We start from the raw sequence: 13,538 nt of genomic DNA, 5'->3' as shown, positions 1-13,538 counted from the left end.
TCGAAGCGGTGCTCTAGAATAATATTCGGTTTTAAGCAATGGGAATTTAGTTATGTCCCAGTCTCTATTTGTAATTGAATTATTTAATTAGGATACAACACATGTGTACCATCAAAGAACATCCAGAAAGGATTTTCTCCCTTTTGTGTTAACTCTGTAGTAACCGTTATTTGGCCATCACCAAATACGAAGTGGATATCTCCCTGGTTGCCTTGACCGTCCTCATCATAATGGAGTGCAGCCTGGTTATCAGTGATCGTAATTGTTCCATCTACAGATGCCATGCGGATAGCGTTTGGTGGTTGGTCTGATGTAACCATCACCTGAGCTGTATTTTCATCCATTGCTTCAAAATTCATGTAAGGTGATCCATCGTTATTACCTGTGCTCCAGAAACCATTGTAGTCGGAAAGATTTATTGTAGTTTCTGATGCTGGCTCAGCAGTTTCTGCTTGTGTATCAGGTTCTTTCGCTTCTTCCGCATTCCCCAGAGTATTATCTTCTTCTGTTTCGGTTTCATTAGATACTTCTTCAACTGGCTCTTCCTCTGTTTCTTGATCTTCTGAAACAGTTGAATCACTTGCAGCAGCATCAGCATCAGTAGTCTCTTGTTCAGCAGTACTTTGTGTAAGCATACCGTTAACAGAGTTGACGCCTATCTCCCAATTGGTGCTATTAGTGAAAACATAAATCTTGTCTTCTTCTGCATCATATTCCGATATATTCTCAAAGTCATCTTCATATGTTGCTTGCAGAAGTGCTGCTGCTTCATCAGAAGTCAATTTAAGATTCTCTGTGGGTTGTTCGGATGACCAATCATCTAATTTTAACTCGTTCTTGTCATTAACTAGTTTTATCGTGTAGACATATGCATTATTGTCCATATCATTTCCAGCCGCTATTGCTGTCACAATATAGTTCTCATTTTCTTTTGTAATCTCTACCCGTGAATCGAAAGCGAGGTGTGGTTTGGGATTTGCATCACATTCACAATAGGTTGCTTCGGCTAATTCTGGCATTTTATCTTCTAAGAAACTTTCAGTTGCGATAGGTTGGATAATCTCTTTTAATTTCTCTATATCATAATTGCCTTTTACAAAATCATATTCTTCTTGTCCTTTTAGCAGTGCGGCATAAACCAGCTCCACACTTTTCTCTGCTGCTTCTTTAACTTCATCATCTGTGAATTCTTTTACTTTTTCTTCTTCTTTAGGAGCTGGTGTTTCTGCTGCAGCTTCCTTTTTTTCAGGGTTAATAATTTTTGTGTAAGTGTAATAACCGCCTGTACTAAGCACTGCAGCTGCTATTATTACAGTCAATATTTTTGTGAACATGCGTCTTTTATCCCTCTCCATTTCGTTTTTGGTCCATAATACCTACCTATTATAATGGGAAACATTTAATTAAAGTAAATAATTTTCCTTTTTTAATTAAAATTAGTAGATAATGAGTGCATGTATGCTCTGTACTGAATGAATAATAAATAGGAAAATATGGGGGGAGAAGAATATAACTACTCTTAACTTCAAGATGGAAACACAATATTGGCTTTCCAATGAGGAAGAAGATTTATGCTCACATGGACAAATTCATTTGGAAGTGGACGGGACAATTATTACACAAGCTGGCAAGGGAGAAGAATGGGGGATTAGTGAATCAGCGCTAGCATTACTTCGTACACTGGATGTGGACTATATAAGTAATCCAGAGTGCAAGGAAGGGTTAATCCTCCATGGATGTGGGATAATGCTGATGTCTGGGTGCCCAATCTCTATTCACTGGTCAGTTCAGCACAAAAGCGATGAAGTATTTTTGTCAGACTTTGTTAAATTTACAAGCACTAGTCTGGCAGAAGGAAAGATCGTATATCCAGATGTAAGTGTATCTGTTAAAAAGATTCAGTATGAACAACAGATCCTGCAATTTGCAAAACAAGCAAAAGCATTTTACGAGATTTCGAAAACGAAAAAGATTGAAGACGATTTCGACCAAGAAATGTATACAGAATTCTGGCAGGAATATAACTATCTCCTGCAAAAGCATACAATAGAATAAGTTGTTATACTCTAACCTTGCGTGTTATACCCCGATCCTATGTACAATACTCCTATCAAACTTTTCCGACAACGGGAAAGAAAAGCAGGAGGAGTCAACATGGCGAAAACAGGAACAGATTTAGTAAAACGTGGTATGGCGGAAATGCAAAAGGGCGGTGTCATCATGGATGTCGTGAATGCAGAGCAGGCAAAGATTGCGGAAGAGGCGGGCGCAGTAGCGGTTATGGCGCTTGAGCGTGTCCCTTCTGATATTCGTGCTGCCGGTGGTGTTGCGCGGATGGCGGATCCGACAATTACAGAAGAGGTATTGAATGCTGTTTCTATCCCGGTCATGGCTAAGGCTCGAATTGGACATATTGTGGAAGCACGGGTGCTGGAATCTATGGGTGTCGATTACATAGATGAAAGTGAAGTGCTGACCCCAGCGGATGAAGAATATCATTTGAACAAAAGTGAATTTACGGTACCGTTCGTCTGCGGAAGCCGAGATCTTGGTGAAGCTGCCCGTCGCATCGGGGAAGGTGCTTCCATGCTCCGGACGAAAGGAGAGCCAGGAACAGGTAATATCGTGGAAGCTGTACGACATATGCGTAAGGTGCAGTCCCAAGTACGCAAACTAATCTCCATGGATTTGGATGAAGTGATGACATTTGCTAAAGATCTTGGTGCACCATACGACGTATTGCTTCAGATTCGTGAAGCTGGCAAGCTTCCAGTTGTAAACTTCGCTGCCGGTGGTGTGGCGACTCCAGCAGATGCTGCACTAATGATGCAGCTTGGAGCGGATGGAGTGTTCGTTGGTTCTGGTATCTTTAAATCTGATAACCCAGCGAAGTTTGCTAAAGCTATTGTTGAAGCGACAACGCATTATCAGGATTACAAGCTGATTGCAGAACTTTCCAAAGGACTTGGCACGCCGATGAAAGGAATCGACATAGCAAGTCTATCTCCAGAAAACAGAATGCAAGAACGTGGTTGGTAAGGGAAGGGAGATCTGCTCTATGAAAATCGGTGTATTAGCACTTCAAGGTGCGGTGGTTGAGCATGCACGGACAGTAGAAGCTGTCGGAGCAGAAGCTATCCTAGTCAAGCGCGTGGAGCAGCTTGCTGAATTGGATGGACTGATTTTGCCAGGAGGCGAGAGTACGGCAATGCGCAGGCTTATCGATCGGTATGATTTCCTGGAGTCGTTAAGAGCTTTTGGCGCAGCTGGAAAACCAATCTTCGGTACTTGTGCAGGGATGATTCTGCTGGCAAAAAGAATTAACAACCAGCAGACGAGTCATCTTGGTTTGATGGATGTGACTGTGGAACGAAATGCTTTCGGCCGTCAGGTAGACAGCTTTGAAACAGAGCTTGAAATCAAAGGTGTGGCACAAGATTTCCCTGCAGTATTCATCCGTGCGCCTTATATTATCGAGGCAGGACCAGGTGTTGAAGTGCTGAGTGAAGATACAGGACGTATTGTAGCAGCAAGAGATGGACACTATTTGGCGACTGCTTTTCATCCGGAGCTTACTGCAGATACTAGATTGATGGGATATTTTGTTGAGATGGTAAAAGAAGCTGCTGTAAAAGCTTAAATAGTATTCTCACTGAAAAGAAGATCATTTTATGATCTTCTTTTTTGCATGCTATGTGGATTATTTTCCCTTTCTATCTTCAATTCGTATCTCTTGCAATCTAGTCTTTTGTGTATTATATTTTTCATCGTTGAATATTTGATACGTCAACTAATTGTATGCAATTTAATGAAACATCTCAAAATTGCAAAGGAGATTTTAAAATGGAGAACTATCAAGACCTTTTGATGAAACAGCGTACTTTCTTCAGAAGCGGACAAACGAAGGATGTACAATTTCGTATAGATACACTAAATAGATTGAAAGATTTAATCCAGAAGCATGAACAAAGCATTCTGGACGCAGTGAAGCAGGATTTGAACAAATCTGAATTGGAAGCTAAACGGGCCGAGGTAGGTCTTGTATTAGCTGAAATTAACTTCACTTTAGAGAATTTGGAGTCTTGGGCTGAAACGAAGGAAGTACCTACAGCAGCTTCGCATGAAGGAGCAAAAAGCTTCATCAAGCCAGAACCTTATGGGGCTGCACTCGTAATCGCACCATGGAACTACCCATTCCAGCTGGCGGTATCCCCACTGGTAGGAGCAATTGCTGGTGGAAATACTGCTGTATTGAAACCATCTGAATTGACGCCGAAAACGTCAGCAATACTTTCAACCATATTCAATGATAACTTCCCAGAAGAATATCTGAGTGTTGTTGAAGGGGAAGTGGAAACAAGTACTGCATTGCTCAAAGAAGACTTTGACTACATCTTCTTCACAGGCAGCACTGGCGTCGGTAAGATTGTGGCAGAAGCTGCAGCGAAGCATTTGACGCCAATGACACTGGAGCTTGGTGGTAAAAGTCCGACAATAGTCCATAAGGATGCGAATCTGGATGAAGCAGCTCAGCGAATCGCTCGTGGGAAATTCGCCAATGCTGGGCAGACATGTGTTGCGCCAGATTACCTTCTTGTTCATAGCAGTGTAAAAGAAACACTGTTGGAAAAACTGATAGACGTCATTACTGCAACATATGGAGACAACGTCGTCCAAAATCCAAACTTCGGACATGTGGTCAGTGAAAGACATTTTGATCGTCTGGCAGGCTTCCTGAACAACGGAACAATTGCAGCAGGCGGAAAATCCGACCGCTCCCAGCTAATAATAGAGCCGACAATTCTTGATTCTATTTCATGGGATGATCCAATTATGCAGGATGAAATCTTCGGACCAATCCTACCGGTTATCACTTATGATGATCAAGCTGATATCATTGATCAAATTGTGAGACGACCAAAACCACTAGCACTTTACCTGTTCTCTGAAGATGAAAACTTCCAGGATGAAATATTAAACAGGATTTCATTCGGCGGTGGTGCAATCAACGATACAATCAGCCAGATGACTTCCCACTACCTTCCATTCGGAGGAGTTGGTGCAAGCGGTATGGGAGCATATCACGGTAAAGCCAGCTTTGATACTTTTTCTCATTACAAGAGCATCTTAAAGCGTTGAAGTAAATAAAGGAAAGAGGAGTCAGTCAAAGGACTGACTCCTCTTTTTTTTTGTTTAATATGTATGGAAAATTCAACCTTTAACTCTATCTCTATCTTTTAGTTTTTTAGCTAACCGCATAGCAAATAACTGAGGAACCAAAAACAAAACACTAGCAAAGATTAATAATTGGTTTGGAGTGAGAGGCTTAAAATAGCCGCCCCATTCTTCATTCCAAGACATTTCATTTATGAAATAAAATGAAATTATAACCGATATTATGTTACCAATAATAAGATAGATTGAACTACTAAAGAGTTTTCCTAAAAAAGCAAGAAGTAAAGTCGCCATCAGCATAAGTAAATAGCCAAGCATAGAACGGTTTGCAAAATCCTGATACATGGAATTATAAACAAAAGGAAAACAGTACAAGCAGACTATTAAAATACCAACAATTATTTTTTTCATATATTGTCACCTCTTTTTGTATTTTACAATAGAAGGAATATATTGGTGACTTAATAAATTATTGAAACCTGTATTATGTTATCTACGTATGTTAGAAAAAGATAAAGGAAGTGACGTACATGAATGAGAAAGGCTGTCTGAAATGCGGTGGTACGGAGGTTTCACAAAAGGAAGTTGCGATGACAGGAACTGGTCTGTCTAAATTATTTGATGTCCAGCACAATCAATTTCTAGTAATTTCATGTACGCAGTGTGGTTATTCGGAATTATATAATAAACAATCTTCACAAGGTAGTAATCTACTGGACTTATTTTTTGGTTAAAAGCTATCCGATTAGGATAGCTTTTTTGTTAGGTCTGGGAAGGGTGTTTTCTTTAAAAAGTAGGCGAAGAAGCGCTTGAAGGCTGCATCGCCTGCATAATGTCGCAGAGAATCATGACGCCTTCCTGTAATAGCTTTTCATTCGCGTACGAATAGCTGAGCCGGAATGTGCTATGTTCATTTTCAATGGCAAAGCAAGCTGATCCTGTTAAGAAGGAAACATGCCGTTTTGTCGCTTCATACAGGAGGACATTGCTGTCCAGCCAAGCGGGAAGCTGAATCCAGACATTCAAGCCGCCCTTTGGAATATGCCATGTAACGCCTGAAGGCGCCTGCTTTGACAGTACTGCCAGCACGGTATCCCGGCGGCTCTTCAGTGCAGCCCGCAGTCGTTTCAAATGCTGCTCCATCTTGGTAGAATCTACTAACGGAAGAATTACCTTCTGCGGCAGGAGCGGGCTGCCCAAATCCATGTTCGCTTTTGCTGCATACAGCCGTTTAAAGATTGATCCTGAAGCTGCAATTAGTCCAATCCTGCATCCTGGTGCGATTGTTTTGCTTAATCCTTTTAAATAAATAACATGCCCTGTTTTATCCATACTTTTGATCGGAAGCGGGGGCTTACGGTCAAAATAGATATCACTGAATGGATCATCCTCCATAACAAGGCAATGATGGCTTTCAGCGATATCGAGCAGTACTTTTCGCCGCTGCAGCGGCATAATAGTTCCGGTCGGATTATGGAATGTTGGTGTTGTATAAATCAGCTTTGGTTTATGCTTCTCGCATAAGCTATGCAGCATATCTACGCGCATGCCATCTTCATCAACTGGAACGGTAAGGATGGTTGCACCACGGCTGCGGAAAACATCAATGGCGCCAGGATAAGTCGGTGCTTCCATGATCACGACATCACCAGGACCGATGAAAGTCCGGGCAACAAGGTCGATACCTTGCTGGGATCCGCTTGTAATGAGCAGATTTTCTGGTGTGGTGGTGATTTTTGATTTCTCCATGTTTTGGGCCATTTTCTCCCGTAATGCAAGATCTCCTTGAATGCCGCCATATTGCGAGAGAATACGGGGATTTTGCATGAATACTTGTGCAATCAGCTGATCCATATATTGATTCGGGAACAAAGCCGGATCAATCATTGAAGAGGAGAAATGGTAACTCGCATCCGAATCCTGAAAACGAGCATATTGGGAACGGTGCAAATAATCAGGAATGCTCAGCTGCCAATCAAGATCCTGTCCTGATTTACTTGGTTCTGGCTGCTGCTGCGTTTTCACATACGTGCCTTTTCCCTTGCTCAATTCAAGGAATCCATCTTCTTCTAGCTGTTTGTATGCTTTCATTACAGTGACGAGACTAACCTCGATGTCTTTTGCAAGCTGTCTGACTGTCGGCAGCTTCGTTCCGCCTGTCAGTAAGCCGGATCGAATTTTATCGACGAAAGAAACATATATTTGCTTGGAAAGCGGAATAGCTTCATTTTTATTGATTGTAATCATCTATACTGCCCCTATGTGTTATAGCTTGTTATAGTGTTCTGTTAGTATAGCATGTTTCCAGTATACTAGGTGATAGATGAGCGAAAGAACAGGTGAATGACATGACGGAAAAACATTATCTGGTTGCTAATAAAAGACTCAAGCAAGGTGAATATGGAAGCAACCCATTTTGGGTTCTAGCTGAAGAAATAGATGAAAGTGAGCTGAAAAACGTATATTTTAGACAGATGCATGAGTGGAAGGGACAAAAATACTGGCTTATATATAAGACCAAAAATGATTGTCATGGTATTAAGATTGAGCGCAGGAGGGATCTAGCGATACCGCATGTTGCTAACAAGTTTATCTATGAATTGGATTGTCCCGATGAAAGGCTTGCTTACGAAGCTCTTTTCCGATTTGTCGAAGAGCAGCTATGGTTTGGGGATAAGATAGAGCTGTACACTTGCTTAGATGGTGAAGAAGATGCTGCCCGCCGTACAGCTTGTAATACTGTTATTCATTTGGATGCCGGTCTATACATATCTGGAGGAGCATCTTTTCCGATTAGCAAGGAAAATCAGGTGGCTGATCTGGCTCGAAAATTCAGGTGGTATGATCGCCAATATGCTGTGATACAGCGCTGAAAAACATCACCTTTTATTAACGATTGCATGCATCGTATTCAGATTCATTAAATGGTCAGTTATTTCATCTATGGCCTGAGCTTCATCTGTCCCATCTGCGTTCACTGTAAATGAACTATGCTTATTAATACCAAGATTCATGACCTGCATGATACATTCAGGAGCATTCTTTAGATCAACGGATTGCCCTTTATACAAAATGTTTATGCTGGAAGAGAAATTTCCCGCAATGCTGACTAATCTAGCAGCATACCGCGCAAATCCGGTTTCGATGGTTACATAAAAGTTTTTTTCAAGCATTCTCAGTACTCCTATAAAATAGTAAATGATAGTCAGAGCCCAAAGAAAGGGCTCTGATAATCTTTGTATCTTACAAACCTGTTCTTTTCTCGAGTTCTTCTGGGTAGCGTGCTCCCAACAGTTCTATTTTTGAAGCCGCTGTACTAATTTGGCTTAATTCATCGGCAGATAAATCAATAGCTGCAGCTCCCAGGTTTTCAGTCAGTCGTTCTCTTTTGGTTGTACCTGGAATCGGTACGATCCAATCTTTCTGAGCCAAAAGCCAGGTAAGAGCGATTTGTGCTGGTGTAGCATTCTTCTGTTGGGCTACATCTTCAAGCAGTACCACCATAGATTGATTTGCTTCCAATGCTTCTGGTGTAAATCGCGGCAGGATATTGCGCAGATCATTTTCGGCAAAGGTAGCGTCAGCTTTGAATCGGCCTGTCAGGTACCCTTTGCCTAAAGGACTGAATGGGACGAATCCAATTCCGAGTTCTTCCAGAGTTGGCAGCAATGCTTCTTCCGGACGACGCCACCAAAGAGAATATTCACTCTGGACTGCTGCCAGCGGATGTACATCATGTGCCCTGCGTATTGTCTGAACGCCTGCTTCCGACAATCCCCAATGCTTCACTTTGCCTTCCTGAATCAAATCCTTTACAGCACCAGCAACTTCCTCGATCGGTACATCCGGATCGACGCGATGCTGATAATAGAGATCGATTGCGTCTAATTTAAGCCGCTTAAGAGATTGTTCTACTACTTGTTTAATATGTTCGGGACGGCTGTTCATGCCGGATTGTTTGCCATCCTGGATATCGAAACCGAATTTCGTGGCGATAACAACATCATTTTGGTACGGAAGCAAGGCTTCTCCGACTAGCTCTTCATTTATATATGGGCCGTATACTTCTGCTGTATCAAAGAAGGTCACACCTTGTTCCACTGCGTTCCTTATAACAGCAATCATCTCATTCCGGTCGGATGCCGGACCATATCCATAACTCATTCCCATGCAGCCAAGTCCGATAGCTGAAATTTCGATACCGCTGTTTCCAAGTTTGCGCTTCTGCAATGTATATCTTCCTTTCCTGATTCATATTGTCCGTTTTATTATGCAGGGAATCTGCAAAGGAGTGTTATCCAATTCATATCATATACATGCCTAATCATGTCATCAGCACAGAATTGATTTATACTATTACTATGATGAAGTGGAGAAGGAGGAGGTTTCATGACAGAAGCAACGTCAGAAAAGCAATCTATACTCGCCGGAGTGATTGATAAATTTGCTCCGAGAGAGGGGGTTGGCGAAACCAATATCCCGTCCTTATTTTTCATTCACCATACGAGTACCTACGGGCCAGTGCGCGGAGTCTATAAACCTTCTGTCTGTATTATCGTACAAGGGGAGAAAGAGATTCTATTAGGCCAGGAGCGCTTGCTTTATGGTCCAAATCATTATCTGGTCGCTTCGGTGGATTTGCCTGTTTCCGGACAAATTCTGGAAGCCTCTGCTTCTGCTCCTTATTTGGCTATGAAACTGGAATTTACACCAGCTGAAATATTGGAGGTAATGAAGGAGGCTGCTATACAGATCGTTTCTGGAGAGGATCCAAAACGAGGTATGTATGTGAATGAAATTGAAGCACCAATATTGGATGTGGCTGTCCGTTTAGCTAGTTTGCTGGAGAAGCCAGAGGATATCCCTGTGCTTGCACCGTTAGTTAAGAAAGAGATACTTTATCGTCTACTGCAAGGAAAACACGGTAGTGCCTTAGCGCAAATGGCTGTACAAGGCAGTTACACCCAGCGTATCCGTGATGTGATCGATCATATAAGAAATCACTATGATCAATCCTTCCGAATAGAGGAGCTTGCTGAAATTGCAGGAATGAGTGTATCAACGCTTCACCGTCATTTCCGTGAAGTTACCGCTATGAGTCCAATCCAATTCCAGAAACAAATAAGGCTGCAGGAAGCGCGACACCTTTTGTTATATGATGATGCAGACACAACAGATGCAGCATTGCAGGTAGGATATGAAAGTGTCTCTCAATTCAGCAGGGAGTATGCAAGGATGTTTGGTTTTCCTCCGCGCAGAGATATTAATCGTTTGAAAGAGGATTGGATGTAACCAGTCAAAGAATAAAGCTCTTGGAGAACATCTCTAATATTCGTATATACAATGAAAAAAGAGAAAGGGAGTAACCTTTCTCTTTTTTCATTTAATGTATTTTATTGCTTCAAAGCTGAACTTGGGAGCACATCTGTTATCATTGCCGCAACGGACTGTGGGGACTCTTGCAAGTCATTCTTGAACCAATGGGTGATGATGCTGAACATGCCGCCTGCTATAAATAACACCTCTGCCTGGTTCAGCTTTTTGGTGAAGACTGTATCAGCTTGCGAAAGGCGGCTAATTGCGTGAACAAAATACTCAAGCACCACGCCGTGTGTATTAGAGTTAATCTGGCGTTGTAGCGATGTAGGGCTGGCAGCTATCCTTGCTATTATGTCTGCAAGCACATCTTGTATATTGTCTTGAGGGTTTATGTTAGAAAGCTGCTCGATAGCGCTTTTTATACTAACTTCTACAGATGCATTCAACACATCATAAATTGTGTGATAGTACTTGTAAAAAGTAACCCTGGCAACTCCTGCTTTTTTGCAAATCTCCGTTATCGTGATATCTTCCAGGTGATTTTCTTCCAATAATTGATCTAGAGCTTCCATGATATATTGCTGCGAATACAAACTATCCTGTCTCGATTTCCTCAAAAGCTAACACTTCTCCTTGTTTTGTTCGTTTTATGCTCAATTTATCACATTATTATTGAAAGATATTAATACGTTAGTATACTTACAAATGTAAGTACAAACGTTAGCTTTAATGATGATGCAAGTTTAGCCGATTGTGAAAGCAGAGTCAACATGAACTGTGTTCACAGCATCTTTATTTCTAAACACGATCGTACGCAATAGATGACATTGGAGGAGATTACAATAGCGAAACTTTTATATAAGTTAGGAAAATGGGCTGTAAACTATAAAAAAAGCGTTGTTTTCGGGGCGTTAGCTCTTCTTATCGCTTTAGCTGTCGTAACTATTAGTTTAGGAACGGCATTTAATGAAGACTTGAGTATTCCGAATACACCTGCTGAAGAAGCCAATGATTTGCTGAAGGATGCATTCCCTGATTCAGAATCAGGAGCACAAGTGCAGGTTGTGTTCAAAGCATCGGAGGGTGAGACACTCGATTCCGAAGCATCTAATAAAGTTATTACAGATATGCTAAACAGTATTCAAGAAGATGATTCGGACGTTGTCTCCGTAGCAACACCAGTTCAGCTTCAGAATTTGAATGAAGATAGAACGGTCGGTTACGGTACAGTTATTTTCAAGGATGAAGCAGCAGAAGTAACGCAAGAGTCAATTGATAATGTGACAGAGAAAGTCGAAGAGACACGCGATGCTGGAATTCAAACTGAATTAACTGGTGACGTAGAATTCTCTGGCATGCATTTGGGGGCAGGCGAGATTATCGGGATTATTGTTGCCTTCCTCGTGCTCGCAGTGACGTTCACTAGCTTCCTGGCAGCAGGTATGCCAATTTTATCTGCGTTAATTGGACTTGGAATAAGCTTGCTGACAATCGTGATCGGTTCCAACTTCTTCGAAATGCAAAATGTATCGTTGACTTTGGCAGCAATGCTGGGTATTGCAGTAGGAATAGATTACGCTTTGTTCATCATGACACGATTCAGACAGCAGCTGGCTGAGGGTCATTCCGTTAAAGAATCGGTGGCAATTGCAACTGGTACTTCCGGGAGCGCTGTTGTATTCGCAGGATTGACAGTTATTATAGGCCTGTTGGGTCTTGCTGTAACTGGAATTCCGTTCCTGACAGTAATGGGTGTAGCGGCTTCTATCAGTATTCTATTGTCTGTAATAGTATCAATTACGGTACTACCGGCAATTCTAGGGATGCTTGGCCACCGAATTTCTCCTTCTAAAGGAAATCGATTCCTGAAGAAAATCACTCGGACTACGGAAGGAAAGCCTAGCAAAAACAGATGGGGTAAATTTGTTACGCGACGTCCATTGCTTGTTACGTTCCTTTCTGTAGCAATACTTTTGGTTATTGCTATTCCATTCACTCATATGAATTTAGGTCTGCCGGATGATGGAACAGCGAAACAAGAGGACACAACAGAACGGAAAGCATACGATATACTGGCGGATGCTTATGGAGAAGGGTTCCATTCTACTTTAGTCGTTGCAGCTAAAATCGATGCGAATGAAAATCCAGAAGCAGTTCAGCAGGATTTACAAGCTGTCAGCCAGGACATCAGTGAACTAGATGATGTGAAAACTGTTACTCCAGCAATGCCGAATGAAGCTGGGGATGTATTTATCATCAGTGTGACACCGGTAACTGGACCAAATGACCAGGAAACAAAAGATATCGTAAATGAAATCAGAGATATATCCAATGAAGATACGGAATTGCTTGTTACAGGTACTGCCGCAGTCAATATTGATATTGCACAAAAACTGAATGATGCGCTGCCAATATTTGCATTACTAATCGTTGGGCTTGCATATGTCCTTCTTGTATTAGTATTCAGATCTATCCTTCTGCCGCTTAAGGCAGTTTTAGGATTCCTGCTTTCCATCGGCGCAACATTAGGGTTTGTTACGTTTGTTGTGCAGGACGGGAATATGATCAACCTGTTCGGATTCCCAGGAGAAAGCCCGATACTGGCATTCCTGCCGATCATTGCGATCGGTATCCTATTCGGTTTGGCGATGGACTATGAAGTATTCCTCGTAAGCCGTATGCGGGAAATATATTCCCAAACTCGTGATCCAAAAGAAGCGATACTCGCGGGTATGCGTGATAGCGGTAAAGTTGTCGTTGCAGCAGGATTGATCATGATGTCGGTATTCGTCGGCTTTATGGTAACGCCTGATGCGATGATTAAATCAATCGGGATGGCGCTGACATTTGGGGTCCTATTCGATGCCTTCGTAGTTCGTATGACAATTGTTCCAGCTGTTATGTCCTTAATGGGCAATGCAGCATGGTATATGCCAAAGTGGCTCGATAAGATTTTGCCGAACATTGACATAGAAGGGGAAGCACTCCTTCATGAGAAAGAAAAAGAAAGAAAAACAAGCTGAGTGTAAAAAGAGACGTTCTCA

The 13,538-nt window shown here is 41.9% G+C and carries 14 protein-coding genes; 8 read left to right on the top strand and 6 right to left on the bottom strand.

Features of this window, described 5'->3' with window-relative positions:
• Positions 1 to 83: 83 nt before the first annotated feature.
• A complete protein-coding gene (locus tag CHH48_RS13285) occupies positions 84 to 1,334 on the bottom strand; it encodes a hypothetical protein (protein WP_095219634.1) in 1,251 nt (416 codons plus the stop codon).
• Between the two features lie 175 nt (positions 1,335 to 1,509).
• On the opposite strand from CHH48_RS13285, the gene CHH48_RS13280 reads away from it, so the two are divergent.
• The 4 genes from CHH48_RS13280 (at position 1,510) to CHH48_RS13265 (ending at position 5,139) form a co-directional block, all read left to right on the top strand.
• Positions 1,510 to 2,055, top strand: a complete 546-nt coding sequence (locus CHH48_RS13280) for a hypothetical protein (protein WP_428848886.1) — start codon at positions 1,510 to 1,512, stop codon at positions 2,053 to 2,055.
• A 99-nt stretch (positions 2,056 to 2,154) separates the two neighbouring features.
• Positions 2,155 to 3,039 (top strand): pyridoxal 5'-phosphate synthase lyase subunit PdxS, encoded by an 885-nt coding sequence (gene pdxS, locus CHH48_RS13275; protein WP_095219632.1) that lies wholly within the window; start codon positions 2,155 to 2,157, stop codon positions 3,037 to 3,039.
• A 19-nt stretch (positions 3,040 to 3,058) separates the two neighbouring features.
• Positions 3,059 to 3,640 carry a pyridoxal 5'-phosphate synthase glutaminase subunit PdxT gene (gene pdxT / locus CHH48_RS13270; protein ID WP_095219631.1) on the top strand — a complete coding sequence of 194 codons (582 nt, stop codon included), beginning with the start codon at positions 3,059 to 3,061 and terminating at the stop codon, positions 3,638 to 3,640.
• A gap of 203 nt (positions 3,641 to 3,843) precedes the next feature.
• Positions 3,844 to 5,139 carry an aldehyde dehydrogenase gene (locus CHH48_RS13265; protein WP_095219630.1) on the top strand — a complete coding sequence of 432 codons (1,296 nt, stop codon included), beginning with the start codon at positions 3,844 to 3,846 and terminating at the stop codon, positions 5,137 to 5,139.
• Between the two features lie 72 nt (positions 5,140 to 5,211).
• Here the strand turns inward: CHH48_RS13265 and CHH48_RS13260 are convergent, their stop codons facing one another.
• Positions 5,212 to 5,586, bottom strand: coding sequence for a hypothetical protein (locus CHH48_RS13260; protein WP_095219629.1), 375 nt, complete (start codon positions 5,584 to 5,586; stop codon positions 5,212 to 5,214).
• Positions 5,587 to 5,705: 119 nt separating this feature from the next.
• On the opposite strand from CHH48_RS13260, the gene CHH48_RS13255 reads away from it, so the two are divergent.
• A complete protein-coding gene (locus tag CHH48_RS13255) occupies positions 5,706 to 5,909 on the top strand; it encodes a zinc ribbon domain-containing protein (protein WP_095219628.1) in 204 nt (67 codons plus the stop codon).
• Between the two features lie 52 nt (positions 5,910 to 5,961).
• On the opposite strand, the gene pdxR is transcribed toward CHH48_RS13255, so the two are convergent.
• The gene (gene pdxR / locus CHH48_RS13250; protein WP_095231847.1) at positions 5,962 to 7,422 is read right to left on the bottom strand and encodes a MocR-like pyridoxine biosynthesis transcription factor PdxR; all 1,461 of its coding nucleotides are present in this window, start codon (positions 7,420 to 7,422) and stop codon (positions 5,962 to 5,964) included.
• Positions 7,423 to 7,523: 101 nt separating this feature from the next.
• Between pdxR and CHH48_RS13245 the strand changes: the two genes are divergently transcribed.
• Positions 7,524 to 8,048, top strand: coding sequence for a hypothetical protein (locus tag CHH48_RS13245; protein ID WP_095219613.1), 525 nt, complete (start codon positions 7,524 to 7,526; stop codon positions 8,046 to 8,048).
• Between the two features lie 6 nt (positions 8,049 to 8,054).
• Here CHH48_RS13245 and CHH48_RS13240 read toward each other — a convergent pair whose 3' ends face one another.
• Both CHH48_RS13240 and CHH48_RS13235 read right to left on the bottom strand, forming a co-directional pair.
• On the bottom strand, positions 8,055 to 8,348 hold the full coding sequence (locus CHH48_RS13240; RefSeq protein ID WP_095219612.1) for an HPr family phosphocarrier protein: 294 nt from the start codon (positions 8,346 to 8,348) through the stop codon (positions 8,055 to 8,057).
• Between the two features lie 70 nt (positions 8,349 to 8,418).
• Positions 8,419 to 9,405: an aldo/keto reductase gene (locus tag CHH48_RS13235; protein WP_176466442.1), complete on the bottom strand. Its 987-nt coding sequence runs from the start codon at positions 9,403 to 9,405 to the stop codon at positions 8,419 to 8,421.
• Between the two features lie 159 nt (positions 9,406 to 9,564).
• Between CHH48_RS13235 and CHH48_RS13230 the strand changes: the two genes are divergently transcribed.
• Positions 9,565 to 10,467: an AraC family transcriptional regulator gene (locus CHH48_RS13230; protein ID WP_095219611.1), complete on the top strand. Its 903-nt coding sequence runs from the start codon at positions 9,565 to 9,567 to the stop codon at positions 10,465 to 10,467.
• 101 nt (positions 10,468 to 10,568) lie between these two features.
• Here CHH48_RS13230 and CHH48_RS13225 read toward each other — a convergent pair whose 3' ends face one another.
• A complete protein-coding gene (locus CHH48_RS13225; protein ID WP_095219610.1) occupies positions 10,569 to 11,111 on the bottom strand; it encodes a TetR/AcrR family transcriptional regulator in 543 nt (180 codons plus the stop codon).
• 225 nt (positions 11,112 to 11,336) lie between these two features.
• Between CHH48_RS13225 and CHH48_RS13220 the strand changes: the two genes are divergently transcribed.
• Entirely contained in the window at positions 11,337 to 13,517 is a 2,181-nt protein-coding gene (locus CHH48_RS13220; protein WP_176466443.1) for an MMPL family transporter, read from the top strand.
• Positions 13,518 to 13,538 lie beyond the last annotated feature (21 nt).

It is taken from the genome of Terribacillus saccharophilus, from assembly GCF_002272075.1.
In the GTDB taxonomy this organism is placed as follows: Bacteria; Bacillota; Bacilli; order Bacillales; family Amphibacillaceae; genus Terribacillus; species Terribacillus saccharophilus_A.
This window is presented reverse-complemented; position numbering and strand designations above follow the sequence as displayed.